The organism is Nocardiopsis sp. KDC1DS13DA1, from assembly GCF_055632325.1.
This window is the reverse complement of sequence record NZ_JBVMUY010000027.1, coordinates 45348-66454: the sequence shown is the minus strand read 5'-3', so window position 1 is coordinate 66454 and position 21107 is coordinate 45348. Positions and strand designations below refer to the sequence as shown.

The following is a 21107-nucleotide window of genomic DNA, read 5'->3' as shown; positions in this document are numbered from 1 at the left end:
TCATTGCACGTGCCACGGGGGGACCTGTCTTGAGAGGACGATTCTTCTTCCCGGCATCGGGGTGCACCGGTGCGTACCGTCGGCTTCGCACGGCCGAAGGGTCTGGGGTCATGGGCGGAACAGAAACATGAAAAATATTCGGTTTCAGCTGCCTCGCATTCATGCGACCCGCGAAAAGGCCGCCTTTCGACACTCACCGAAATACATGCTTCCCAGGAAAGTACTTCCGGAGGAAAGTCCACACCGGCAGTGGTGTTTCCCGTTCGCCCTGACCCTCGCGGCGATTGGTTCCACAGCCTAGGGGACGCGTGTTCCGCCGAGGAAGGATGCGGAAAGACCACATTCGGCCATCGGCCAGCCGCAATAACCGGAACGACCAGCGCCGACGCGCCGAGCATGTGTCGTTCGTCACCTTCGCGCGACGCGATGGCCGCCGCCCGCCCGGGGACCTCCCGGCGACCGGGGTCCGAGGACGGCGGCCAGGGCGGCGGCCGACGCACCACACACCCGGGCGCAATACCCCCCTAGGGTATAGTGGCGGCATGAGCGCCCTCATCCGGAACCTCGCCCGCGACTCCGCCGCCCGCCCCTGCGCGTCGGCCTGCGGAGTCGGCTCCACCGAACTCGTCCTGCCCCTCCGGCTCTGGGGCCTGTGCCTCAGCCTGAGCGTCGTCCTCGCCGGGCACTGCCCGCGAGGCGGCCCCCGGTAGCCCCCGGCAGATCCCGGCCGGGGCCGGGCGAACCGCCACGGAGACGACGACGCCCCTTCGCGGCAGGACACGGTGTCCTGCCGCGAAGGGGCGTTCGTGTGCGCGGGGGAGGCCCCCGGCGGCCGGATGGGCGGAGGACCGACGCGGCCGTCGCGGTGACCGGCGCGCGGCCGCCGGGAGCAGGCGGGACCCACCCCCGCCGGAGGGTCCCGCCATCGGAGCGCGCCGCGGCGAGGATTCCCGTCCCCGTCAGCGCGCCCCGGTCCTGGAGACCGGCGTCAGCCGGTGTAGTTCGGGTCTGCGGGCACGGGCTGGGCCGGCGGCGCGGGGGAGGGCTCGCCGGTGGGACCCGGGGGGGACTCGATGGGGTCGGCCGGGGAGGGCGCGGGGGAGGGCTCGCCGGTGGGACCCGGGGAGGGCGCGGGGGAGGGCTCGCCGGTGGGGCCCGGGGAGGGCTCGCCAGTGGGGCCCGGGGCCGCCTCATCCATGGCCACCAGCTCGGCCTGGACCCGCTCACACTCCTCCATCGTCCCCGGCTCGTGGCCCGAGGGGTCCAGACCGAGGGACTCCGACAGCAGGGCGACCGACGTCCGGCACTCGCCGAGCTCAGCGGACACCCCGCCCTCGTCGGCCAGGGCGGGCGCCGCCCCGAACAGTGCCACCGCCGCGGCTCCGACGGCGAGGAAGGCGTACTTGAGTCGCATGATCGACCTTTCGTTGCGTTGCGTTGTCTGTGATGATTCGTGACGGACGGGGACTCCCCCGCACGTCCCGGGCCGGTTCCGCCCCCGTGTCCACGGAACCCGGACCACTCCTCAGGCGGAGATCTCGACCGGCGTGCCGAGCGGCAGGTTCTCGGCCATCCAGGTGATGTCCTCGTTGGAGACGCGGATGCACCCGTGGCTCACCCGCTGCCCCAGGGCGTCCTCGTCGTTGGTGCCGTGCACCGCCAACTGGCCGGGGCCGCCCGCGAACGTCTCCAGCGACTCGGAGAATCCGCTGAGGCCGTAGGCGTAGACGCCGTAGGGGCCCTCGGGATCCGACGGCTGGAGCAGCTCGGTGAAGTAGTAGCGGCCCTCCGGGGTGGGCGTATCGCTCTCACCCGTGCCGATCACTCCCGATCGCACCTCCTCCTCTCCTTCCAGAACGGTGAACCCGAACTCCGACACGTCGACCTCCACCCGGTAGTCGGTGCTGGTCAGCGTCACCTCGTCACTGCGCACCCATCCGGTGGTGCCGTTGGGGCGGATCGGCAGGAGCACCTCCAACCACGGGCCCTCCTCGCGCTCGACGAGGAAGGTGCGGTCGACGCCGAACTCGTTGGGGCTCGCCAGCGTCTGGAGGACCTCGTCCCCGCCCTGTGCGGTTCGGATGTCGATCGAGTCCCCGACGACCGTGGCGATCCGGACGCCCGACGGAGCCGCGGCCCCCGTGTCCGAGGCTCCGCCCCCGCCGTCCGGGCCGGAGGGCGAGCAGGCCGTGAGGGCGGCCAGGAACGCGGCCGTCACCAACGGCGGCAGGGCCGCGCGCGCTCCCGGCCGGGTCGGGCGCGGCAGCAGCGAGGGTCGACGCATGGGAACCATCCGGGTTCGTGTGGCGGGATCGGCCCCGGGCGGTGGACCGCACCGGGGCGTGTGGGACTCGTCCGGCGCGGTGTCGCACGGTCGGACGGTCATGAACTCTGGCGCACGAATGTGTGGATCCTGTGTGCTCGCCGTGTGGGAACCGTGTTCTGACCTGGAGGGGCGTTTCCGGCCCCGCCCGCCGCCGTCTGCGGCCCCGGTCGGCGCGGCGTACGATCAAGCCCGCGCCAGCGTTCCCACGAGCGAGCGGAGGACCCCCGTGTGCGCCCATGTGCTCGTCGCCGAGGACGACGCGAACCAGGCCGACCTCATCCGGCGTTACCTGGAGCACGAGGGCCACGCCGTGCGTGTGGTCCACGACGGCCGCGCCGCGGTCGCCGAACACCACCGCGAAGCCCCCGACCTGGTGATCCTGGACGTGATGATGCCGATCATGAGCGGACTGGACGCCTGCCGCGCGCTGCGCGCCGAGTCGGACGTCGCGGTCCTCATGCTCACCGCCCGCTCCACCGAGGAGGACCTGCTGACCGGCCTCGACCTCGGTGCCGACGACTACGTCACCAAGCCCTACAGCCCGCGCGAGCTGATGGCTCGGGTCCGCACCCTGCTGCGCCGGTCCCGCCGCCGCGTCGAACGGGCCGACCGCGTGATGCGCGCGGGACCGCTCGCGGTCGATCCCGACCGGCACACCGTCCAGCTGCACGGGGTCCCCGTCGACTGCACGCCCGCCGAGTTCCAGCTGCTCGCGGCGCTGGCGGCCCAGCCGGGGCGGGTGTTCAGCCGTGCCCAGCTGCTGGAGTACATCCACGGCGTCAGCCGCTTCATCACCGAGCGCACGATCGACGTCCACGTCATGAACCTGCGGCGCAAACTCGAACCGCACCCGCGCAGGCCCGCCCTGCTCGTCACGGTCTACGGCGTCGGGTACAAGCTGGACGGCGCGGCTGATGGCGCGCCGTAGGGGCGCGCTACGACACAGTCTGCTCGCCCGCATGCTGGCGAGCTCCATCCTGGTCGCGGTCTGCTCCATCACGGCGACCGCGTGGCTGGCGGTGCAGGGCACCTCCGACTCGATCAGCTCGGAGCAGGGCGAGACCCTGGCCGCCGACACCCGCATCCACGACACGCTCGTCGGCTACGCCGCGACCCATCCCGACTGGGACGGCGTCGACGGGATCGTCGACGACCTCGCCGGGGAGACGGGGCGGCGCATCGTCCTGACCACGGAGAACCGCCAGCTCCTGGCCGATTCGGAGGCCGGGTCCGAGGCACCTCTCCCACCGCGCGCCTCGTCGGTCGTGGATCCGCTCGCGGTGGACGTGACCCTGGTGTCGGAGGGGTCCGACCGCGTGGACGCACGTGCGGTCGGACCGTTCGAGGTCCCCGAGGAGGCGCGTGCGGACCTCATGGCGATCGCGGAGGAGGGGGTCGGCTGCCTCCGCGACGAGTTCGGGTTCTCGGTCGAGGTCGGAACCGCGCCGAGCGGCCGACCCCGGGTGGACACGGCGTCGACCGCGGGGGACCAGGAGTACGAGGAGTACCTGTGGGCGTACTGCGGGCTCATCCTCCTCGACGAGCCCGTCGGCGAGGAGGAGGCGGTCCTGGAGAGGCTGACCGGACTCACCGGCGACTGCCTGGACACCGACGATCCGCAGGTGCGGTTCCGCATGGACGGTAGGACCGGATCCGCCGTGGCCGACCCCGGAGCCCCCTCACCCGCGGTGCCGACCGCCGACGAGGCACCCACCCCCTCGCCCACGGGTCCGGAGGAGGACGCGTCGCTCGAGCAGGGGTCGGTCGCACCGGAGCCGACTGACGGGCCGGCTCCCCCCAGCGGGGAGCCGACGGAGTCCGGGGCGGGGGCGGGCGAACCGGAGCGCGGCCCGGAGGCGGAGGGGCTGGCCCCGGATGCTCCCGCCCCCCGGGCGGACCCGACCGACCCCCTGGGGGCCGTGTCGCCCGCCCTCGACCAGCGCACCGCCGACTGCGTGGCCAACGCCCATCGCGAGCTGCTCCGCCCGTACGTGGCGCCGGCCGCCCTGCTCTTCATCGACGACCCCTCCTCCGACGCCGCCTCCGGACCGTCCCTGAACCGTGAGGGACTGCTGCGGGTCTCCAGCGTGGTGCTGCTGGTGCTGGTGCTGACGGTCGTGGTGAGTGTGGCCGTGTCGACCCGGCTGGTGCGCCCCGTCCGCGCCCTGACGGACGCGGTGCTGAGGATGCGCCAGGGACAGGGCGCGACGCGGGTCGAGGTGAGGGACTCCGGCGAGATCGGCGAGCTGGCGTCCGCGTTCAACGAGATGTCGGAGCACCTGGAGCGGCTGGAGGACCAGCGCAAGGCCATGGTCAGCGACGTGTCCCACGAGCTGCGCACACCGCTGAGCAACCTGCGGGGGTGGCTGGAGGCCGCCCAGGACGGCGTCGCGGACCTGGAACCGGACCGGATGGAGATGCTCGTGGGCGAGACCCTGCTGCTCCAGGACATCATCGACGACCTGCGGGACCTCGCGCTGGCCGACGCGGGCAAACTGCGGCTGTCCCTGGAGCTGGTGGACGCCCGCGCGCTCGTCGAACAGGTCGCGGCCAGTTACCGGCTGCGCGCGGACGAGGCCGGACTGGAGCTGGTCACCGAGACGGCCGAGGTCGTGCTCAGGGCCGACCGCACCCGCCTCTTCCAGGCCGTGGGCAACCTGCTCGGCAACGCCCTGCGGCACACGCCCGCGCCCGGCACGGTCACCGTCCGCGTCCGCCCCGACGGGGACGATGCCGTGTTCGAGGTGGCCGACACGGGGGTCGGCATCGCCGCCGAGGACCTGCCGCAGGTGTTCGACAGGTTCTGGCGGGCGGAGAAGTCGCGCAGCCGCCAGACCGGCGGGAGCGGCCTGGGGCTGTCCATCGTGCGCAACCTGACCGAGCTGCACGGCGGCCGGGCGCAGGTCGAGAGCGTCCTCGGTGAGGGCACGACGTTCACCCTCCGACTCCCGCTGGTCGGCCCCTGAGGGGTTACCGGCCGATGACGTACGGCCGTTCCCGGGGCCGGTCCCCCTCCAGGGGAAGCTCGACGACGGGTACGTACCGGCCGACCGCCTCCCCGCCGCGCTCGGGGCCGTAGCTGAGTGTTCCCGAGCCCGCGGGGACCACGTGCGCGCTGTTGAGCAGCATCACCTGGTCGAGGACGTCGGAGGGCAGGGGCGGACCGTCGAGCTCCATGGCGTTGGTGGTCCGCACGGCCGAGGCCGCGACCGCGAACGCGTCGTGGCTGACCAGGGCGTAGCCGTTGTACAGCGCCGCCGGGTCGTCGTCCACCTCGCGCGCGAAGGCCGCCCGGAAGGCGGCGTATCCGGGCGGGACGTCCGCGTCCGGGGCACCCGGAGCCGCCGCGCGGGCGCCGGGCGAACGGCTCTCAGGCGGGGGAGAGGAACTCCAACCGGTTGCCGACGACGTCATCGACGTAGAACCTCCGGTAGCCCGGAAGGTGGGGGTCCCAGCCGACCTCGCGTCCGGCGTCCCTGAGCCGCCCGGCCAGAGTGTCGATCTCACGGACCAGGATCCCCGGGTGCCCCTTGCGCTGGGGGCGGAAGTGGGGGTCGACGCCGAGGTGGATCTCCAGGGTGTCGCCGCGGAGCCACAGTCCGCCGCGGGCGGCCAGGGTCGGTGGTCGGGGGATCTCCACCAGGCCCAGGACGTCGACGTAGAAGGCGCGGCACACGTTCTCGGTCCCGGCGGGGATGCAGACCAGAACGTGGTGCGGTGCGAAGCCGAGATCGGTGGTCGTGTCGGGGGCGGCCATACGGACTCCTTATCTTGATGTCAAGATAAGCCGACCCTACGCTTCGGACTCCTCCCGCGGAAAGGCCACCGGGCGCTCGTAGATGTACTCCAGACCGTCGGTCTCGTCCCACTGCTCGCCCACGTGCGTGAAGCCGAACCCGGCGATGGTGGCCAGGGACGCCACGTTGTCCGGGCGGATCGACGCCCGCACCGTGGTCACCCGGGGGGAGGTGGCGGCGCGGCGGATCAGCTCGGCCACGGTCGCCTTCGCGTAGCCGCGACGGCGGTGTTCCGGGAAGACCGCGTACCCGATCTCGACCATGCCCTCGTCGTTGGGCGGCCCGTGGAATCCGCCGTGGCCCACCGCCCTGGGCTGGGCGCCCGTGTCGTCCGCGTCGACCATCGCGTAGGCCAGCCACCCCGCCTTCCGGGGGTCCTCCGTGAGCTGGACCAGGCGGTAGTCCCACAGCCAGCGGTCGGCCAGGAACTCCGCGCCGAACCCGACGTCCGCCAGCTCACCCGCCTTGACCGGGTCGCCGTCCACCAGCGCTGACAGGATCTGCGCGGTCAGGCCCACCAGCCGCACCCGACGGGGCCCGGATTCCCGGGAACGTGTCTCGACATCCGTCATGGTCCGATCCTCCCCCCACCGCCGCCCCGCCCGCAACGAGGTTCCCGTCCGTCATGTCCCCTCCCTCGGGCACAATGGCGCACACCCGTGCCCGCCACCGACGAGGAGCGCCATGCCCGTAACAACCACCTCCGCGGACCCGCGCTGCGCCTGGGCCCGGGGGGCGTCGGACCTGATGACCGCCTACCACGACGACGAGTGGGGGCGCCCTTCCCGCGACGACCGGCACCTGTTCGAGATGCTCGTCCTGGAGGGCGCCCAGGCGGGGCTGTCCTGGGCCACCGTCCTCAACAAGCGCGAGAACTACCGGCGGGCCCTGGACGGTTTCGACCCCGAGGCCGTCGCCGCCTACGACCAGTCCCGCCTGGACGCGCTCCTCCACGACCCGGGGATCATCCGCAACCGGCTCAAGGTGGCCTCCGTCGTCCGCAACGCGCAGGCGTTCCTGCGCGTACGCGACGAGTACGGCGCCTTCGCCGACTACCTGTGGGACTGGGTGGACGGCGCCCCCGTCGTCAACCGCTTCACCGACCACTCCCAGGTTCCGGCCAGCACGCCGCTCTCCGACCGGATCAGCAGGGACCTGAAAAAGCGCGGGTTCACGTTCGTGGGCACGACGATCACCTACTCCTACCTCCAGGCCAACGGACTGGTCGAGGACCACCTGGTCGGCTGCCCCGCCAAGCCCGTCTGACCCGGACCCGGCGAGGCCCCGGCTCACCCGGCCCCGCCGTCCACCGGTGCCCGACCGCGCGTGAGCGACCACCACCGCGTCACCCCGATCTCCTCCAGGAACGCGTGGTCGTGGCTGGCCACCAGCAGCGCGCCCCGGTAGTCGGTGAGCGCCTCCACGAGCTGCCGCTGGCTGTCCAGGTCCAGGTTGTTGGTGGGCTCGTCCAGAACCAGCAGCTGCGGCGGTGCGTCCGCCATCAGCAACCGGGCCAGGGAGACCCGGAACCGCTCTCCCCCGGAGAGGTCGGCGGCGCGCTGGTCCACGCGGTCCCCTCGCACGAGGAACCGGGCCAGGCTGGCCCGCACCTCGTGCGGTGTCGCCGTCGGCGCCCCCGTACGGACGTTGTCCAACACGCTGAGCTCGTCGTCCAGGACGTCCAACCGCTGCGGCAGGTACCCCGTCCGGTCCACGGCGCGGACGACCTCGGCACTCGGATGCGTTCCCCGGCCGACCACCGCCCGCAACAGCGTGGTCTTACCCGAACCGTTCGGCCCGACGAGTGCGATCCGTTCCGGTCCGCGCACGTGCAGCCGCCCGCCGCCGGGGGTTCGCAGCTCCAGGACGTCGCGCCCGTCCGGAACCTCGGTGTCCGGGAGGAAGACCCGGATCGTGGCGTCGTCACGCACGGCGTCCTCCGCTCGGCCGAGTGCGTCGCGCGCCTCGACCAGCTTCCCCTCCTGCATGATCCGGTGTTTGCCCGCCGCCACCTGGGCATCGCGCTTGCGCTGCTTCATGACGACGCGCGGTTCGCGTTTGGTGTCGTACATCTTCCGGCCGTACCGCTGCCTCCGGGCGAGTTTGACGTGCGCGTCGGCCAGCTGCCGCTTCTCCCGCCGCACGTCGGCCTCGGCCGCGCGCACCGTGCGCCGAGCGGCCTCCTGCTCGGCGGCGAGCAGCTCGGTGTAGGTCGAGTGGTTCCCGCCCCACACGCGCAGGTTCCCCTCCCTGAGCTCCGCGATCCGGTCGACCCGGTCGAGGAGTTCACGGTCGTGGCTGGCCACGATCAGCACCCCGTGCCAGGAGTCGACGGCCTCGTGGAGGCGTTCCCGGGCCGCGCGGTCGAGGTTGTTGGTCGGCTCGTCCAACAGGGTGACGGCGGGTCGGCGCAGTGCCAGGCCCGCGAGTGCGACCAGCATCGTCTCCCCGCCCGAGAGCGTTCCGACGGGCCGGTCCAACGGACCGCCTCCGCGCAGGTCCACCCCGAAGCGCTCCAACTGGGCGAGCGCCCGCTCCTCCACGTCCCAGTCGTCTCCGACCGCGTCGAAGTCGGCCTCGGTACCCCGGCCGTCCTCGATGGCGTGCAGGGCCGCCCGCGCCCGGTCGACACCGAGCAGTTCGGCGACCGTGCGGCCGGTGTCCAGGGTGACCCCCTGGTCCAGGTAGCCGACGCCGCCGCTGACCGAGACGGTGCCCGAGGACGGAACGTTCGCTCCGGTGATCAGCGTGAGCAGTGTCGACTTACCGCTCCCGTTGCGGCCGATCAGCCCCGTTCGGCCGTGGCCGAAGGCGGCGTCGAGGCCGGAGAAGACGGGCGTGCCGTCGGGCCAGGCGAAGGTGAGTCGAGAACAGACGACGGAGAAGGACATCCGGACCTCCCGGGAGCAACGGAGAACGGCTGGGGATCTGGGGTTCGGATGATGCGGCCCATGGTGATCTCCTCCTCGGAACGTCGAATGACGCGACTGATGTCGCGTTAGTGATTGGCGACTATGACACAAGGCGGACTCAAATGCAACTAGAGTTGCGTTATGACCTCCGACACGCCCGCACCAGGCAGCTCCCGACCCGGCGGCCGCACCGCGCGCAACACCGCGGCCGTCCTCCAGGCCACCCTCGACGAACTGGGCGAACACGGCCACCACGAACTCACCGTCGAACGCGTCGCCACTCGGTCCGGCGTGCACAAGGCGACCGTCTACCGCCGCTGGGGCGGTGTGGACGGCCTCCTCGCGGCCGCCCTGGAGTGGTCGGCCGACCGCCCGTGGGAGCCCGAGCACACCGGCTCCCTGTACACGGACCTACTCGCCCTCACCGAGGCCGTGGCCCGGGGCTTCACCGACGCACCGGAGAAGGACCTGTCCACCGCCTCCATCGCCGCCGCCCTCGACTCCCCCGCCGTCGCTCGGGCCCTGCGCGCGTTCATGGCCGACCGACACGAGCGCGCCGCCGTACTCGTCACCGAAGCGGTCGCCCGGGGAGAGATCCCCGCGAACACCGACGCCCGCGAGGTCGTACGGGCGGCGGTCGCCCCCGTCTACTACCGACTCCTCGTCAGCCGTGAACCGGTGACCTCGGCCGACCTCCGACGGGCCGCCCGCACCACCGCGGAGGCCGCCGCCCGGGGACTGCTCATCACCGAGGAGCCCCTCGGGTAACCCCCCAAACTGGGCAAACCAGAGAAGCCAAAAAACGTACCCCGTACGGGAATTCCCCGCCGGGCTCCCTCGTTCCTGTTTCCGTACAACGTACGGGACAACGTACAATAGATGGGAGCCCGATGCCTACGACGCAGTACGCCGTCCGCGCGAGGGGGATGGGGAAGCGCTACGGGAAGACCTGGGCCCTGCGGGGCTTCGACCTGGACGTGCCCCACGGAACCGTCCGGGGCCTGCTCGGCCCCAACGGCGCAGGCAAGACCACGGCCGTGCGAATCCTCACCACCCTGACGAGCGCGGACGAGGGCCGGGCGGAGATCGCCGGGTTCGATGTGGCCGCCCAGGGGGGCCAGGTCCGCTACCGGATCGGCCTCGTCGGCCAGCACGCCGCCGTGGACGAGGTCCTCAGCGGACGCCAGAACCTGGAGATGTTCGGCCGCCTCTACCACCTGGGCGCCCGGGCCGCCCGGCGCCGGGCGGACGAACTCCTCGAACGGTTCGGGCTGTCCGACACCGGGCCCGCACCGGTCAGCGGCTACTCCGGAGGCATGCGCCGCCGCCTCGACCTGGCGGCCGGCATGATCCTCACCCCTCCGGTCCTGTTCCTGGACGAACCCACTGTCGGACTCGACCCGCGCGCACGCGCAGAGGTGTGGTCGGCGGTGCGCGGACTGGTCGACGACGGCACCGCGGTCGTGCTCACCACCCAGTACCTGGAGGAGGCCGACCAGCTCGCCGACCGGGTGTCGGTGATCGACTCCGGCCGGGTCGTCGCGGAGGGAGACCCGACCGAACTCAAGGGGATGGTGGGCGGAGATCGCCTGGAGATCGTCCTGCGCGACGAGTCCAGCGTTTCAGGGGCGGTCGCGCTCGTGAAACGGCTGGCCGACGCCGACGTGACGGTCCAGGAGGGGACTCGCCGCCTCAATGTCGAGGTCGACGACCGCCTGAGCGCACTGACCCGGATCGTGACCGCCCTGGAGGAGTGGGGCGCGTCCGTCGAGGACGTCGCCCTGCGCCGCCCCACCCTGGACGAGGTGTTCCTGCACCTCACCGGTGACCGCGACGAGACCAGCGAGGAGGTCGCGCCCCGATGAACACCCCGACCGCGGTACCGACCGCCGACTCCCCCCTCCCCATCGCACCGCCGACCGGCCCCGCACGTCTGGGCTGGGCCCTGGCCGACGGGTGGACGATCACCCGCCGCGACCTGCTCCACTGGGCCCGCCAGCCCTGGCAGGTCGCCTTCGGCCTGCTGTTCCCCATCCTCATGGTGCTGGTCTTCGGCTACCTGTTCGGCGGGGCGATGAACGTTCCCGGCGGCGGGGACTACCGCGAGTACCTCATGCCCGGCATGTTCGCCATGACCATGGTCTTCGGCCTGAGCGAGACGGTCATGGCGGTCGTCCACGACGCCTCGCGCGGGGTCACCGACCGCTTCCGTTCGATGCCGATGGCGCCGAGCGCGGTCGTGGTGGGCCGGTGCGCGGCGGACATGCTCAAGTCCACGCTCACCCTTGCGCTGCTGGTCGGGTGCGGACACCTGGTCGGCTGGCAGTGGCACGACGGGGTCGGGGCGGCCCTCGCCGCGTTCGGCCTGCTGCTCCTGCTCCGCTTCGCGCTGGTCTGGATCGGTGTGTACCTGGGTCTGGTCATGCGCGGTGAGGGCGTCATCGCCGCGCTCCAGACCCTGGAGTTCCCGCTGGGCTTCCTGTCCAACGCCTTCGTGGCCACCGCGACCATGCCGGTGTGGCTGGGCGTGATCGCCGACTGGAACCCGTTGTCCGCCACCGTGGCGGCGGCGCGGGAGCTGTTCGGTCACCCGGGGGTGGCCGGTGACGGCTGGGTCGTGCAGAACGCGCTGCTCATGGCGGTGGTCTGGCCGCTCGTGCTCGTGGCCGTGTTCGCTCCCCTGAGCGTGCGGCGGTTCCGCGGCCTGGGCGACTGACCTCGCGTGCGCGTGCCGGGTGGGGGACGGAGCATCCGGCACGCGCACGCCCCGGCATGGCGACGACCGTCGTACACTGACGCCGACCCCGACCACCGGAACGGCCGAATGTCCACGCAGCACACCCGAAGCGGAGATCCCGCGCGCAGCCTCGCCCTGCTGTGGCGAACCACGGAGCCCACCAGCCGCAGGAGCAAACCCGACCTGAGTGTGGACCGGATCGTGGCCGTGGCCTCGGAGATGGCCGACACCGACGGTATCGGCGCACTGTCGATGCGCAGGGTCGCCGAACGGCTGGGCGTGGGCACGATGTCCCTGTACACCTACGTCCCCGGCAAGGGCGAACTGGTCGACCTCATGCTCGACGCCGCCTACGCGAACATGTACCGGGACGGTCTGCCCACGCCCTGGAGGGAGGCGTTGCGCGCGGTCGCCCACGCGAACCGTCGCCTGTACCTGGACCATCCGTGGATGCTCCAGGTCTCCAGCGCACGGCTGCTCGGACCGGGCCTCATCGCCAAGTACGAGGTCGAACTGTCGGCCGTGGACGGCATCGGCCTGTCCGACGTCGAGATGGACTCCACCGTCAACCTGGTCACCGGCTACGTCGAAGGGACCGTCCGGCGTACCGTCGAGGTCGCCGAGCTCGAACGCGACTCCGGGCTGACCGACGGCCAATGGTGGGTGACCCACGGCCCGATGCTGGGGAACTTCGTGAACGAGGAGCGGTTCCCCCTGGCGAGCCGGGTCGGTTCCGCGTCGGGCCAGGAGCACCAGGCGGCGTACGCACCGGAGCACGAGTTCGCGTTCGGCCTGGAACGCGTCCTGGACGGGGTTCAGGCCCTGGTGGAGTCCCGAGTCGATGAGGACGGCGCCTGACGTTCGCGCCGGATGGGTGCACCGAGGGGGAAACCCCTCCGACGCGAACGGGCCCCGGTTCACGAGGAGTGTCGCCTACCAGGGCCCACCCGTCACCCGCCACCGCCCGTGGGCCGCTACGCGAGGAAGCGGGACACCCTCGACCGAGCCTCCGGCACAACCCGCGTACGTCCAGCCGCCTCCGGGTCAGCGCTCCAGAGCGGCGGCCTCCCGTGCCAGGGCGGTGATCTCGTCCCACCTGCCGGCCGCCACCAGGTCCGCCGGGGTCAGCCAGCTACCGCCCACGCACCCCACGTTGGGCAGGGCGAGGTAGGTCCGCGTCGAGGCGGCCGTGATACCGCCGGTCGGACAGAACCGCACCTGCGGCAGGGGGCCGCCCAGCGACTTCAGGAACGGCACCCCGCCCGCCGCCTCCGCGGGGAAGAACTTCAGTTCGGTCTGACCGCGCTCCAGGAGCGCCATCGCCTCGGACACCGTGCTCACTCCGGGCAGGAAGGGCAGCCCGGTGTCGGTCATCGCCGCGGCCAGGTCGGGCGTGCACCCGGGGCTGACGAGGAACCGCGCCCCCGCCCCGGCCGCCGCGGCCGCCTGCTCCGCGCCGACCACCGTGCCCGCGCCCACCACGGCCTCGGGCACCTCCGCGGCGATGCGCCCGATCGCCTCCAGCGCCGCCGGGGTCCGCAGCGTCACCTCGATGCCGGGCAGGCCGCCCGCCACCAGCGCGCGGGCCAGCGGCACCGCACTCTCCGCGTCCGAGACCACCACCACCGGCATCACCGGGGCGAGGTCGAGCACGTCCGCTCCCGAGCGGGGGATCGTCGTCATGTGTCGTCTCCAGGGTCGGTTCGTCGGGGTTCGCGGCGCCGCCGGGTGTGGCCGGTCGGCGGCGCCGGGGAAGACTGGGAGGGCTCAGACGCCGAAGACGCCCGCCCCCGCCTCGGCCGGGCCGACCGCCCCGCGCAGGGCGGCGAACAGCTCACGGCCGGTCCCTACGGACGAGTCCACCGTCGGCTGGGCGGGCTCGCGGCCGCTCAGGTCGGCCAGCACCTCCAGTGTGCCCGCGGTGGCGTCGAGTCGGATGACGTCGCCGTCGCGCACGAACGCCAGCGCGCCGCCCGCCTCGGCCTCCGGCGAGACGTGGATGGCCGCGGGCACCTTCCCGGAGGCACCCGACATCCGCCCGTCCGTCACCAGCGCCACCTTCTGGCCCCGGTCCTGGAGCACCGCCAGCGGCGGGGTCAGCTTGTGCAGCTCGGGCATGCCGTTGGCGCGCGGGCCCTGGAAGCGGACCACGGCCACGAAGTCACCGGTCAGCTCACCGGCGGAGAACGCCGCCTGGAGTTCGGCCTGGTCGCCGAAGACGCGGGCCGGGGCCTCGATGACGTGGCGCTCCGGCGCGACCGCCGACACCTTGATCACGGCGCGGCCCAGGTTGCCGGACAGCATGCGCAGGCCGCCGTCGGGGGCGAAGGGCTCCTCCACCCCGCGCAGGACGGTCGTGTCCGCGCTCTCCTTGGGGCCCTCGCCCCAGGTCAGGGTGGTCCCCTCCAGTCGCGGAGTCTCCCGGTACCGGCCGAGGCCCGGACCGGCCACCGTGCGCACGTCCTCGTGGAGCAGTCCCGCGTCCAGCAGGGAACCGATGAGGTAGGCCATCCCGCCCACCTCGTGGAACCGGTTCACGTCGGCGGCACCGTTGGGGTACATGCGGGTGAGCAGCGGCACGACCTCGGACAGCGCGGCGAAGTCGTCCCAGGTCAGCTCGATTCCGGCGGCGCGGGCGATGGCCACCAGGTGCAGCGTGTGGTTGGTCGAGCCGCCCGTGGCGAGCAGGGCGACGACGGCGTTGACGATCGCCCGCTCGTCGACCTGCTCCCCGACCGGGGTGTGGTCGTCCCCGAGCGCGGTGTGCGCCAGGACACGGCGCCCGGCCTCCGCGGTGAGCGCCTCGCGCATCGGCGTGCCCGGCTGCTCGAAGCTGGCTCCGGGCAGGTGCAGGCCCATGACCTCCATGAGCATCTGGTTGGAGTTCGCGGTGCCGTAGAACGTGCAGGTGCCGGGCGCGTGGTAGGCGGCGGACTCCGCCTGGAGCAGCTCCGTGCGGCCGACCTTGCCCTCGGCGAACTTCTGCCGGACACGGGCCTTGTCCTTGTTGGGCAGACCCGAGGGCATCGGTCCGGCGGGGACGAAGGCCACCGGCAGGTGGCCGAAGGACAGCGCGCCGATGAGCAGACCGGGCACGATCTTGTCGCACACGCCCAGCATCAGGGCGGCGTCGAACATCTCGTGCGAGAGCGCGACGGCGGTGGCCATCGCGATGACGTCCCGGCTGAACAGGGACAGCTCCATGCCCGGGCGGCCCTGGGTGACGCCGTCGCACATCGCGGGCACCCCGCCCGCGAACTGGGCGACACCGCCCGCCTCGGCGACGGCGGCCTTGATGATCGCGGGGTAGGCCTCCAGCGGCTGGTGCGCGGAGAGCATGTCGTTGTAGGCGGAGACGATCGCCACGTTGGGGGTGACGTCGCCGGAGAGCGCGAGCTTGTCGGACACACCGCAGGCGGCGAAGCCGTGCGCCAGGTTCGCGCAGCCCAGGGCGCTGCGGGCGGGCCCCTCCTTGGCCGCTGCGGCGATCTTGGCCAGGTACGCCGACCGGGTGTCGGCGCTGCGCTCGGCCAGGCGTGCGGTGACGTCGGCGATCACGGGGTTGATGCCGGGGGTGTGCGCGGTCATCGGGGCTGCTCCTCTTCGTACCACGTCCGGCCGGTGCGGCCGATGAGCCGGTGCGCGCCCGCGGGGCCGGCGCTCCCGGCTGGATAGGTCTCTGGGGTGGTGCTCTGGCCGTTCCAGGCCTCGATGATGGGATCCACCCAGCGCCACGCGGCCTCGACCTCGTCACGCCGCATGAAGAGGGTGGAGTCCCCCGCCAACACGTCCGTCAGCAGCCGCTCGTAGGCCTCCGGGGAGCGGGTGGCGAAGGTGTTGGCGAAGCTCAGTTCCAGGGGGACCGGCCGCAGCCGCAGCGCTCCCGCGCCGGGCGTCTTGGCCAGCATGGTGAGGTGTATGCCCTCGTCCGGCTGGAGGCGGATGACGAGGCTGCCCGCCCCGGGGAGGGTGTTGGTGCCGGGGAAGATCGTGTGCGGGACCTCGCGGAAGCGGATCACGATCTCCGAGCGGTTGTGCGCCAGGCGCTTGCCGGTGCGGAGGTAGAAGGGGACGCCCGCCCACCGCCAGTTGGCGATCTCGGCGCGCAGGGCGACGAAGGTCTCGGCGGCGCTGGCCGGCGATCCGCCTGGTTCGTCCAGGTACCCGGGGACCTCCGCGCCCTGGACCGTCCCGGAGACGTACTGGCCCCGGACGGCGTCCTCGGCGACGCGCTCACCCGCGAGCGGCCTCAGCGACTGGAGGACCTTGAGCTTCTCGTCGCGGACCGCCTCGCGGTCGTAGCTGGCCGGTGGCTCCATCGCGGTCAGGCACAGCAGCTGGAGCAGGTGGTTCTGGACCATGTCCCGCATGGCGCCGGAGGTGTCGTAGTACCCGCGGCGCCCGCCGACGCCCACGGTCTCGGCGGCGGTGATCTGGACGTGGTCGATCCAGCGGGAGTTCCACAGGGGTTCGAGGAAGACGTTGGCGAACCGCAGGACGAGCAGGTTCTGCACCGTCTCCTTCCCCAGGTAGTGGTCGATCCGGTAGGTCTGCGACTCGTCGAAGACCGCGCCGACGGCGTCGTTCACCTCCTGGGAGGAGGCCAGGTCGCGGCCCAGGGGCTTCTCCATGACGACACGGGAGCGCGGGGTGACCAGGCCGGCGTCGGCCAGTCCCCGGCAGATGGCGCCGGAGATCATCGGCGGGACGGCGAGGTAGAAGACGCGGTCGCGGTCGCCGCCGAGGGTCCCGGCCAGGTCGGACCAGCCGGAGGGGTCGCCGCCGACGTCGACCGTGACGTGGGAGAGACGGGCGAGGAAGCGGTGGAGGACGTCGGGCTCGGCGACCTGGACCGCGTGGTGCCCGCGCACCGCGGCGGCGGCCTTGTCGCGCAGGTCGGCGTCGCTGAGACCGTCGCGGGAGACGGCGACCACGCGGGTCCCCCCGTCCAGGTGGCCGTCACGGTCCAGGAGGTAGAGGGAGGGGAGGAGTTTGCGCATGGACAGGTCGCCGGTACCCCCGAAAACCACCAGGTCAGTGGGTCTGGGCGCGGACTGCTGCGACATGTGGGGCTGCTCCAGCGGAAGAGGAGGGCGGGATGGGGGCACGGACCGCGGGGTACGCGCGGGGGTGGCCTCCGGTGGTCCGTGTGTCGGGTTCCACTCGGCCCTTCCGACTTTAAGCCCGAGTATGGTAAAAAACCAAGCACACTTCAGAACACTTCTTTACATAACCTCCCAGCCATCCCGTCGACGCCGGGACGTAATGATTCAATGAGGCATGGCTAGAACCCCTGGACGCTTGTCCTCGACGGCCACCAGCGGCCACATCCTGGAGATGATCCGCACCGGCACGGCCACCAGCCGGTCGGAGATCGCGCGCGCGACCGGGCTCTCCCGTCCGACGGTCGCGCTGCGCGTCACCGAGTTGATCGACAGCGGCCTGGTCGTCGAGGGATCGGGAGCTGTCTCCAGCGGCGGCCGGCCGCCCACGCTCCTGGAGTTCAACGCCGCCAGCGGCCTCATCCTCACCAGTGCGCTGGGCATGGCCCGCAGCCAGGCGGCCGTGTGCGACCTGGACGGCGAGGTCCTCGTGCGCACCCCCGGCTCCCCGGACATGGAACAGGGGCCGGAGGTCACGGTCCCCTGGCTGCTCGACACCTGGACGGAGCAGCTCGCCGCGCTCGGCCGCGACCCCGGTGACGTGCGGGGCGTGGGCATCGGCCTGCCCGGTACCGTCGAGTTCCACGCGGGCCGCGCCGAGGACCGGCCCTCCCTCGGCAAGTGGGCCGGCGTTCCCCTCGCACCGCTGGTCGCCGACCGCTTCCCCGCACCCGTGACGGTGGACAACGACGTGAACGTGATGGCCCTGGGCGAGCACATCGCGGGCGGACACGGCCACACCGACGACATGATCTTCGTGAAGGTCTCCACCGGCATCGGCGCCGGGCTCCTGTCCGGCGGACACATGCTCCGCGGCGCCCTGGGGGCGGCCGGGGAGATCGGCCACATCCCCGTCCGGGACGGTGGCGGGCTGCCCTGCCGCTGCGGCAACACCGACTGCCTGGAGGCGGTCGCCGGAGGTCGGCGACTGCTGGAGAGCGCAGCGGCGCGCGGGCGGCACCTGAACGGCCTGAAGGACCTGGTGGCCCTGGCGGCCGAGGGTGACCCCGTGGCGGTCACCCTGGTCCGGGACGCCGGCCGTCGGCTGGGCGAGGCGCTCGCCGGAGCGGTCAACCTGCTCAACCCTGAGGTCATCGTGCTGGGCGGCGACCTGTCGGAGGCCTACGACCACCTGGTCGCGGGCGTGCGGGAGATCGTGTTCCAGCAGTGCACGGCCCTGGCCACCCGGCAGCTGCGCGTGGTGCCGAGCACGCTCTGGGACGACGCGGGCGTGCGCGGATGCGCCGCCATGGTGATCGAGGAGATCCTCTCCCCGGAGGCGGTGAACAAACTCCTGGCGGGGTGACCCCCTCGGGACATCTCCGTCCACAGCCTGTGGACAGGAGGTTTGCCGTCACCGAACCTCCGGGCAGACCCCCAGGGAGGGGATGTCCGCCCCGCACGACGCCACCACCGAACCCATCCCCGCAATGACCCGCGTGACCTGCAAAGACGCCGTTCATGACGCGCGTCCGCGATGCATGGGCACTTGACAAGGACCCTCACCGTGCCGAATAGTCGCCCAGCACCCGGTCCCACCCCGCACTCCCCCGTCACCCCGTGACCGCGTCCCGTGCGGGCCCCCGCCCGGAAAGGTCTCCACCGTGTTCGACGACAACCCGCTCCTGCTCATCCTGTTGGGTGCCGGCATCAGCCTGGTCACGAGTGTCGTCGTGACCGCCGTCCAGGCCCGCCTGATCCGCCGGGACGGCGTGCGCACCTCCTCCCGCGCCTCCGCACGCAGTCTGACCAGTGCCTTCATCGCCGAGCGCGACTCCCAGGACCCCCAGCAGAGCTTCCTCGCCGAAGCCGAACTGACGGTCATGTCCATGACCGACCGCAAGACGCGCGACCGCCTCCGCGACGTCATCCGCCTGCTCCGCGAGCGCGACCTCCCCGAGATCGAGGAACTCAGCGGCGTCAGGTCCGCCCGGGCCCGGCAGCTGCTGTGCGACCACGCCCTGGAGATCCTCGGCGCCCACCTGCGTTCCGAGCGGCTGCCCGAGGTGCCCGCCCAGGTCCGCAGGATGCTGACCGTCGAGGAGGAGGCCCTCAGCATCCACGCGGGTGAGACTCCCAAGCCCAGCGAACCGATCGCCAAGAGCCAGGTCACCTCCCGGCCCCGCCACACCGGTTCCAAGGCCCCCGCGCGCAAGAGCACCAAGAGCGGGGCGAAGAGCGGCGGCACCCGGCCCTCCTCCGCCAAGGGCTCCGCCTCGACCACGGCCGCCGACGCCGCGGACAAGGACAGCGCGTTCTGGGACGAGTGACCGTCGCGCGCCGACGCGTCAGCCCGGCCCGCGACGCCGGTTCGTTGCGTCAGAACTGTCCGCGGATCGCCGAACCCGCGCCTATTCGGCGGGTCGGACGTGATTATTGCGGCCGGGGGTGCGAAAGTCGGATGCGAAAAGCGTCAGCGGACGACCGCCCGGTGAAGGAATTGTGCGGCGCATTTGTGGTCAGGGTCCCCGCGCACGGACAACCCGAACGCGCGATCGACGGGAACTTCACCTAGGATCTCAGCCACGCGCGGGTTCACCGGGCCCCGGCCTTCGCCCGGTCCGGCCGCCTCCCCCGGGATCACCAGCCGCTCCCCCACGGCCCTCCAGGATCCCATGGCGACCCGCGCCCGCTTACCGCGTACCCTCCGTCACCCCGGACACGGACGTGCGCCCCACAGCGGGCGGGTACCGGACACCCGCCGCTGGCCGAACTCACCGAGGTTGCCTCATGCGCGTCGACGACTCCTCCACCGCCCACGGGCCGGACAGCTCCTCCGCCCGCACCCGAGCGCGCCACCGCTGGCGCCGGATCCTGATGTGGACCGCGGCGGGGATCGCCCTGGTGCTGGTGGCCGGGGTGGGTACGGCCTACGGCTACTACAGCCACCTGCGCTCCGGCATGCTCCAGCACGACCTCGGAGCGGTGCTCGACGAGGAGGACCGGCCCGACCGGCTCAACAACGCCGTCAACATCCTCTTCATGGGTACCGACGGCTACGAGGAGGGCACCACCGCCTACAGCCGGGAGTTCGAGGGAGAGCGCTCCGACGCCCTGATGCTCGCGCACATCTCCCCCGACGACCGTGTCTCCGTGATCAGCTTCCCGCGCGACTCCCTCGTGGCGCTCCCCGCGTGCGACCCCTACGGGCAAACCGAGGGCACCGGCGGCTACTTCGGCATGATCAACGCCGCGATGTTCCACGGCGGCCCGCCCTGCGTGGTGCGCACGATCGAGTCACTGACCGACATCCGCGTCGACCACTTCGTGCACCTCAGCTTCATGAGCTTCCGCGACGTGGTGGACGCGATCGGCGGGGTGCAGATGTGCATCCCCGAGCCGATGAGCGACCGGCGCTCCGGGCTCGACCTGGACGCGGGCGAGCAGGTCCTCGACGGCGACCAGGCCCTCTCCTTCGTACGGGCCCGCTACGAGATCGGCAACGGCGGGGACATCGGCCGCATCGACCGGCAGCAGATGTTCCTCGGCGCCCTCGCCGACCAGGTCGGTCGCCGTGAGGTCCTCACCAGCCCGTCGCGCCTCAACGGTCTGCTCACCGCCGTGGCCGACAACAGCGCCACCGACCGCGACCTCACCCTCGACCGGATGCTCTCGATCGCGGTCACGCTCGCCGACGTCGACCTGGCCGACATCCAGTTCCACACCGTGCCCTGGTATCCGGCGCCCTACGACCCCAACCGGATCCTGTGGGACGAGGAGCGGGCCACCGAACTGTTCGCGGCCGTGCGGGAGGACCTCCCACTGCCCGCCCAGATGGCCGCCGACGAGGCCGGAGCGCCGGAGGAGCCCTCCGCGTCCGCCGCACCCTCGCCGGAGGACGGGGGCTCCGGGACCGGAACGGTCGGGGAGGGGGCCCCGTCGCCCACCCCCGGCGGGGGGCGCGACGCGACCGCCAACCCGTGTGAGGACGGCCTGGGGTTCGGCACCGGCACGCGGGGCTGAGACGGGCCGGGCTCTCGGGCACCGCCTCCGGGGAGGCGGTGCCCGGACGAGAACATGAGGCGGCCCCGGACTGGATGGTCCGGGGCCGCCGTGGCCTCGGGCGGCGGGAACTCTCGGTCTACGCCGGTATGCGCCAGGAACCCCCACAGTTCCTACTGGCGCCTCCATCGGCGGACGGGTTCCTCTCACCGCCCGAGGCCTCGTGCGCCC

At 72.3% G+C, this 21107-nt stretch carries 19 protein-coding genes and 1 pseudogene; 11 read left to right on the top strand and 9 right to left on the bottom strand.

The genetic code is table 11. From position 1 onward, the window contains the following. The first annotated feature begins 542 nt into the window (after positions 1 to 542). Positions 543 to 710, top strand: a complete 168-nt coding sequence (locus ACTVAJ_RS17515; protein WP_470389248.1) for a hypothetical protein — start codon at positions 543 to 545, stop codon at positions 708 to 710. A gap of 278 nt (positions 711 to 988) precedes the next feature. On the opposite strand, the gene ACTVAJ_RS17510 is transcribed toward ACTVAJ_RS17515, so the two are convergent. Then, positions 989 to 1414, bottom strand: coding sequence for a hypothetical protein (locus ACTVAJ_RS17510; RefSeq protein ID WP_470389247.1), 426 nt, complete (start codon positions 1412 to 1414; stop codon positions 989 to 991). A 111-nt stretch (positions 1415 to 1525) separates the two neighbouring features. Further along, positions 1526 to 2293 (bottom strand): L,D-transpeptidase, encoded by a 768-nt coding sequence (locus tag ACTVAJ_RS17505; RefSeq protein WP_470389246.1) that lies wholly within the window; start codon positions 2291 to 2293, stop codon positions 1526 to 1528. 259 nt (positions 2294 to 2552) lie between these two features. On the opposite strand from ACTVAJ_RS17505, the gene ACTVAJ_RS17500 reads away from it, so the two are divergent. Together ACTVAJ_RS17500 and ACTVAJ_RS17495 are read left to right on the top strand one after the other, a co-directional pair. After that, entirely contained in the window at positions 2553 to 3254 is a 702-nt protein-coding gene (locus tag ACTVAJ_RS17500; protein WP_470389245.1) for a response regulator transcription factor, read from the top strand. A 31-nt stretch (positions 3255 to 3285) separates the two neighbouring features. Further along, entirely contained in the window at positions 3286 to 5292 is a 2007-nt protein-coding gene (locus tag ACTVAJ_RS17495) for a sensor histidine kinase (RefSeq protein WP_470389244.1), read from the top strand. A gap of 4 nt (positions 5293 to 5296) precedes the next feature. Here the strand turns inward: ACTVAJ_RS17495 and ACTVAJ_RS17490 are convergent, their stop codons facing one another. Genes ACTVAJ_RS17490 through ACTVAJ_RS17480 form a run of 3 tightly spaced genes read right to left on the bottom strand, consistent with a single transcriptional unit; the run spans position 5297 to position 6695 of the window. Beyond that, positions 5297 to 5740 (bottom strand): hypothetical protein, encoded by a 444-nt coding sequence (locus tag ACTVAJ_RS17490; protein ID WP_470389243.1) that lies wholly within the window; start codon positions 5738 to 5740, stop codon positions 5297 to 5299. After that, entirely contained in the window at positions 5697 to 6083 is a 387-nt protein-coding gene (locus tag ACTVAJ_RS17485) for a VOC family protein (RefSeq protein ID WP_470389242.1), read from the bottom strand. The genes ACTVAJ_RS17490 and ACTVAJ_RS17485 overlap by 44 nt, the downstream gene beginning before the upstream one ends. A gap of 36 nt (positions 6084 to 6119) precedes the next feature. Then, positions 6120 to 6695 (bottom strand): GNAT family N-acetyltransferase, encoded by a 576-nt coding sequence (locus ACTVAJ_RS17480; RefSeq protein ID WP_470389241.1) that lies wholly within the window; start codon positions 6693 to 6695, stop codon positions 6120 to 6122. A gap of 112 nt (positions 6696 to 6807) precedes the next feature. Here ACTVAJ_RS17480 and ACTVAJ_RS17475 point away from each other — a divergent pair, with 112 nt between their 5' ends. Then, positions 6808 to 7389: a DNA-3-methyladenine glycosylase I gene (locus tag ACTVAJ_RS17475; protein ID WP_470389240.1), complete on the top strand. Its 582-nt coding sequence runs from the start codon at positions 6808 to 6810 to the stop codon at positions 7387 to 7389. Between the two features lie 23 nt (positions 7390 to 7412). On the opposite strand, the gene ACTVAJ_RS17470 is transcribed toward ACTVAJ_RS17475, so the two are convergent. Beyond that, entirely contained in the window at positions 7413 to 9014 is a 1602-nt protein-coding gene (locus tag ACTVAJ_RS17470; protein WP_470389239.1) for an ABC-F family ATP-binding cassette domain-containing protein, read from the bottom strand. Positions 9015 to 9176: 162 nt separating this feature from the next. On the opposite strand from ACTVAJ_RS17470, the gene ACTVAJ_RS17465 reads away from it, so the two are divergent. The 4 genes from ACTVAJ_RS17465 to ACTVAJ_RS17450 all read left to right on the top strand — a co-directional run bounded on the left by ACTVAJ_RS17465 (position 9177) and on the right by ACTVAJ_RS17450 (position 12630). Then, positions 9177 to 9803 carry a TetR/AcrR family transcriptional regulator gene (locus ACTVAJ_RS17465; RefSeq protein ID WP_470389238.1) on the top strand — a complete coding sequence of 209 codons (627 nt, stop codon included), beginning with the start codon at positions 9177 to 9179 and terminating at the stop codon, positions 9801 to 9803. A gap of 122 nt (positions 9804 to 9925) precedes the next feature. Continuing rightward, complete coding sequence (locus ACTVAJ_RS17460; RefSeq protein ID WP_470389237.1) at positions 9926 to 10900, top strand: ATP-binding cassette domain-containing protein; 975 nt, start codon at positions 9926 to 9928, stop codon at positions 10898 to 10900. Beyond that, a complete protein-coding gene (locus ACTVAJ_RS17455) occupies positions 10897 to 11751 on the top strand; it encodes an ABC transporter permease (protein WP_470389236.1) in 855 nt (284 codons plus the stop codon). Before ACTVAJ_RS17460 ends, ACTVAJ_RS17455 begins: the two co-directional genes overlap by 4 nt. A gap of 108 nt (positions 11752 to 11859) precedes the next feature. Then, positions 11860 to 12630: a TetR/AcrR family transcriptional regulator gene (locus tag ACTVAJ_RS17450; RefSeq protein ID WP_470389235.1), complete on the top strand. Its 771-nt coding sequence runs from the start codon at positions 11860 to 11862 to the stop codon at positions 12628 to 12630. 186 nt (positions 12631 to 12816) lie between these two features. Here ACTVAJ_RS17450 and eda read toward each other — a convergent pair whose 3' ends face one another. From eda to zwf, 3 genes are all read right to left on the bottom strand, one after another. After that, positions 12817 to 13455: a bifunctional 4-hydroxy-2-oxoglutarate aldolase/2-dehydro-3-deoxy-phosphogluconate aldolase gene (gene eda / locus ACTVAJ_RS17445; protein WP_470389234.1), complete on the bottom strand. Its 639-nt coding sequence runs from the start codon at positions 13453 to 13455 to the stop codon at positions 12817 to 12819. Between the two features lie 84 nt (positions 13456 to 13539). Then, positions 13540 to 15360 carry a phosphogluconate dehydratase gene (edd, locus tag ACTVAJ_RS17440; protein ID WP_470389233.1) on the bottom strand — a complete coding sequence of 607 codons (1821 nt, stop codon included), beginning with the start codon at positions 15358 to 15360 and terminating at the stop codon, positions 13540 to 13542. Further along, on the bottom strand, positions 15357 to 16838 hold the full coding sequence (zwf, locus tag ACTVAJ_RS17435) for a glucose-6-phosphate dehydrogenase (RefSeq protein WP_470389232.1): 1482 nt from the start codon (positions 16836 to 16838) through the stop codon (positions 15357 to 15359). The genes edd and zwf overlap by 4 nt, the downstream gene beginning before the upstream one ends. Before the next feature lie 214 nt (positions 16839 to 17052). Here zwf and ACTVAJ_RS17430 point away from each other — a divergent pair, with 214 nt between their 5' ends. The 3 genes and pseudogenes from ACTVAJ_RS17430 to ACTVAJ_RS17420 form a co-directional block, all read left to right on the top strand. Then, positions 17053 to 18240: an ROK family protein gene (locus ACTVAJ_RS17430; protein ID WP_470389231.1), complete on the top strand. Its 1188-nt coding sequence runs from the start codon at positions 17053 to 17055 to the stop codon at positions 18238 to 18240. Between the two features lie 298 nt (positions 18241 to 18538). After that, positions 18539 to 19204, top strand: coding sequence for a hypothetical protein (locus tag ACTVAJ_RS17425; RefSeq protein WP_470389230.1), 666 nt, complete (start codon positions 18539 to 18541; stop codon positions 19202 to 19204). A gap of 517 nt (positions 19205 to 19721) precedes the next feature. Next, positions 19722 to 20897 (top strand): annotated as a pseudogene (locus tag ACTVAJ_RS17420) (LCP family protein); the annotation flags it as partial. Between the last annotated feature and the right edge of the window lie 210 nt (positions 20898 to 21107).

Bases quoted from the DNA above. Each gene is read 5' to 3' on its own strand.
- ACTVAJ_RS17515 (WP_470389248.1), top strand. From the start codon at position 543: ATGAGCGCCCTCATCCGGAACCTCGCCCGCGACTCCGCCGCCCGCCCC.
- ACTVAJ_RS17510 (WP_470389247.1), bottom strand. From the start codon at position 1,414: ATGCGACTCAAGTACGCCTTCCTCGCCGTCGGAGCCGCGGCGGTGGCA.
- ACTVAJ_RS17505 (WP_470389246.1), bottom strand. From the start codon at position 2,293: ATGGTTCCCATGCGTCGACCCTCGCTGCTGCCGCGCCCGACCCGGCCG.
- ACTVAJ_RS17495 (WP_470389244.1), top strand. From the start codon at position 3,286: ATGCTGGCGAGCTCCATCCTGGTCGCGGTCTGCTCCATCACGGCGACC.
- ACTVAJ_RS17490 (WP_470389243.1), bottom strand. From the start codon at position 5,740: ATGACGTCGTCGGCAACCGGTTGGAGTTCCTCTCCCCCGCCTGAGAGC.
- ACTVAJ_RS17485 (WP_470389242.1), bottom strand. From the start codon at position 6,083: ATGGCCGCCCCCGACACGACCACCGATCTCGGCTTCGCACCGCACCAC.
- ACTVAJ_RS17480 (WP_470389241.1), bottom strand. From the start codon at position 6,695: ATGACGGATGTCGAGACACGTTCCCGGGAATCCGGGCCCCGTCGGGTG.
- ACTVAJ_RS17475 (WP_470389240.1), top strand. From the start codon at position 6,808: ATGCCCGTAACAACCACCTCCGCGGACCCGCGCTGCGCCTGGGCCCGG.
- ACTVAJ_RS17470 (WP_470389239.1), bottom strand. From the start codon at position 9,014: ATGTCCTTCTCCGTCGTCTGTTCTCGACTCACCTTCGCCTGGCCCGAC.
- ACTVAJ_RS17465 (WP_470389238.1), top strand. From the start codon at position 9,177: ATGACCTCCGACACGCCCGCACCAGGCAGCTCCCGACCCGGCGGCCGC.
- ACTVAJ_RS17460 (WP_470389237.1), top strand. From the start codon at position 9,926: ATGCCTACGACGCAGTACGCCGTCCGCGCGAGGGGGATGGGGAAGCGC.
- ACTVAJ_RS17455 (WP_470389236.1), top strand. From the start codon at position 10,897: ATGAACACCCCGACCGCGGTACCGACCGCCGACTCCCCCCTCCCCATC.
- ACTVAJ_RS17450 (WP_470389235.1), top strand. From the start codon at position 11,860: ATGTCCACGCAGCACACCCGAAGCGGAGATCCCGCGCGCAGCCTCGCC.
- eda (WP_470389234.1), bottom strand. From the start codon at position 13,455: ATGACGACGATCCCCCGCTCGGGAGCGGACGTGCTCGACCTCGCCCCG.
- edd (WP_470389233.1), bottom strand. From the start codon at position 15,360: ATGACCGCGCACACCCCCGGCATCAACCCCGTGATCGCCGACGTCACC.
- zwf (WP_470389232.1), bottom strand. From the start codon at position 16,838: ATGTCGCAGCAGTCCGCGCCCAGACCCACTGACCTGGTGGTTTTCGGG.
- ACTVAJ_RS17430 (WP_470389231.1), top strand. From the start codon at position 17,053: ATGGCTAGAACCCCTGGACGCTTGTCCTCGACGGCCACCAGCGGCCAC.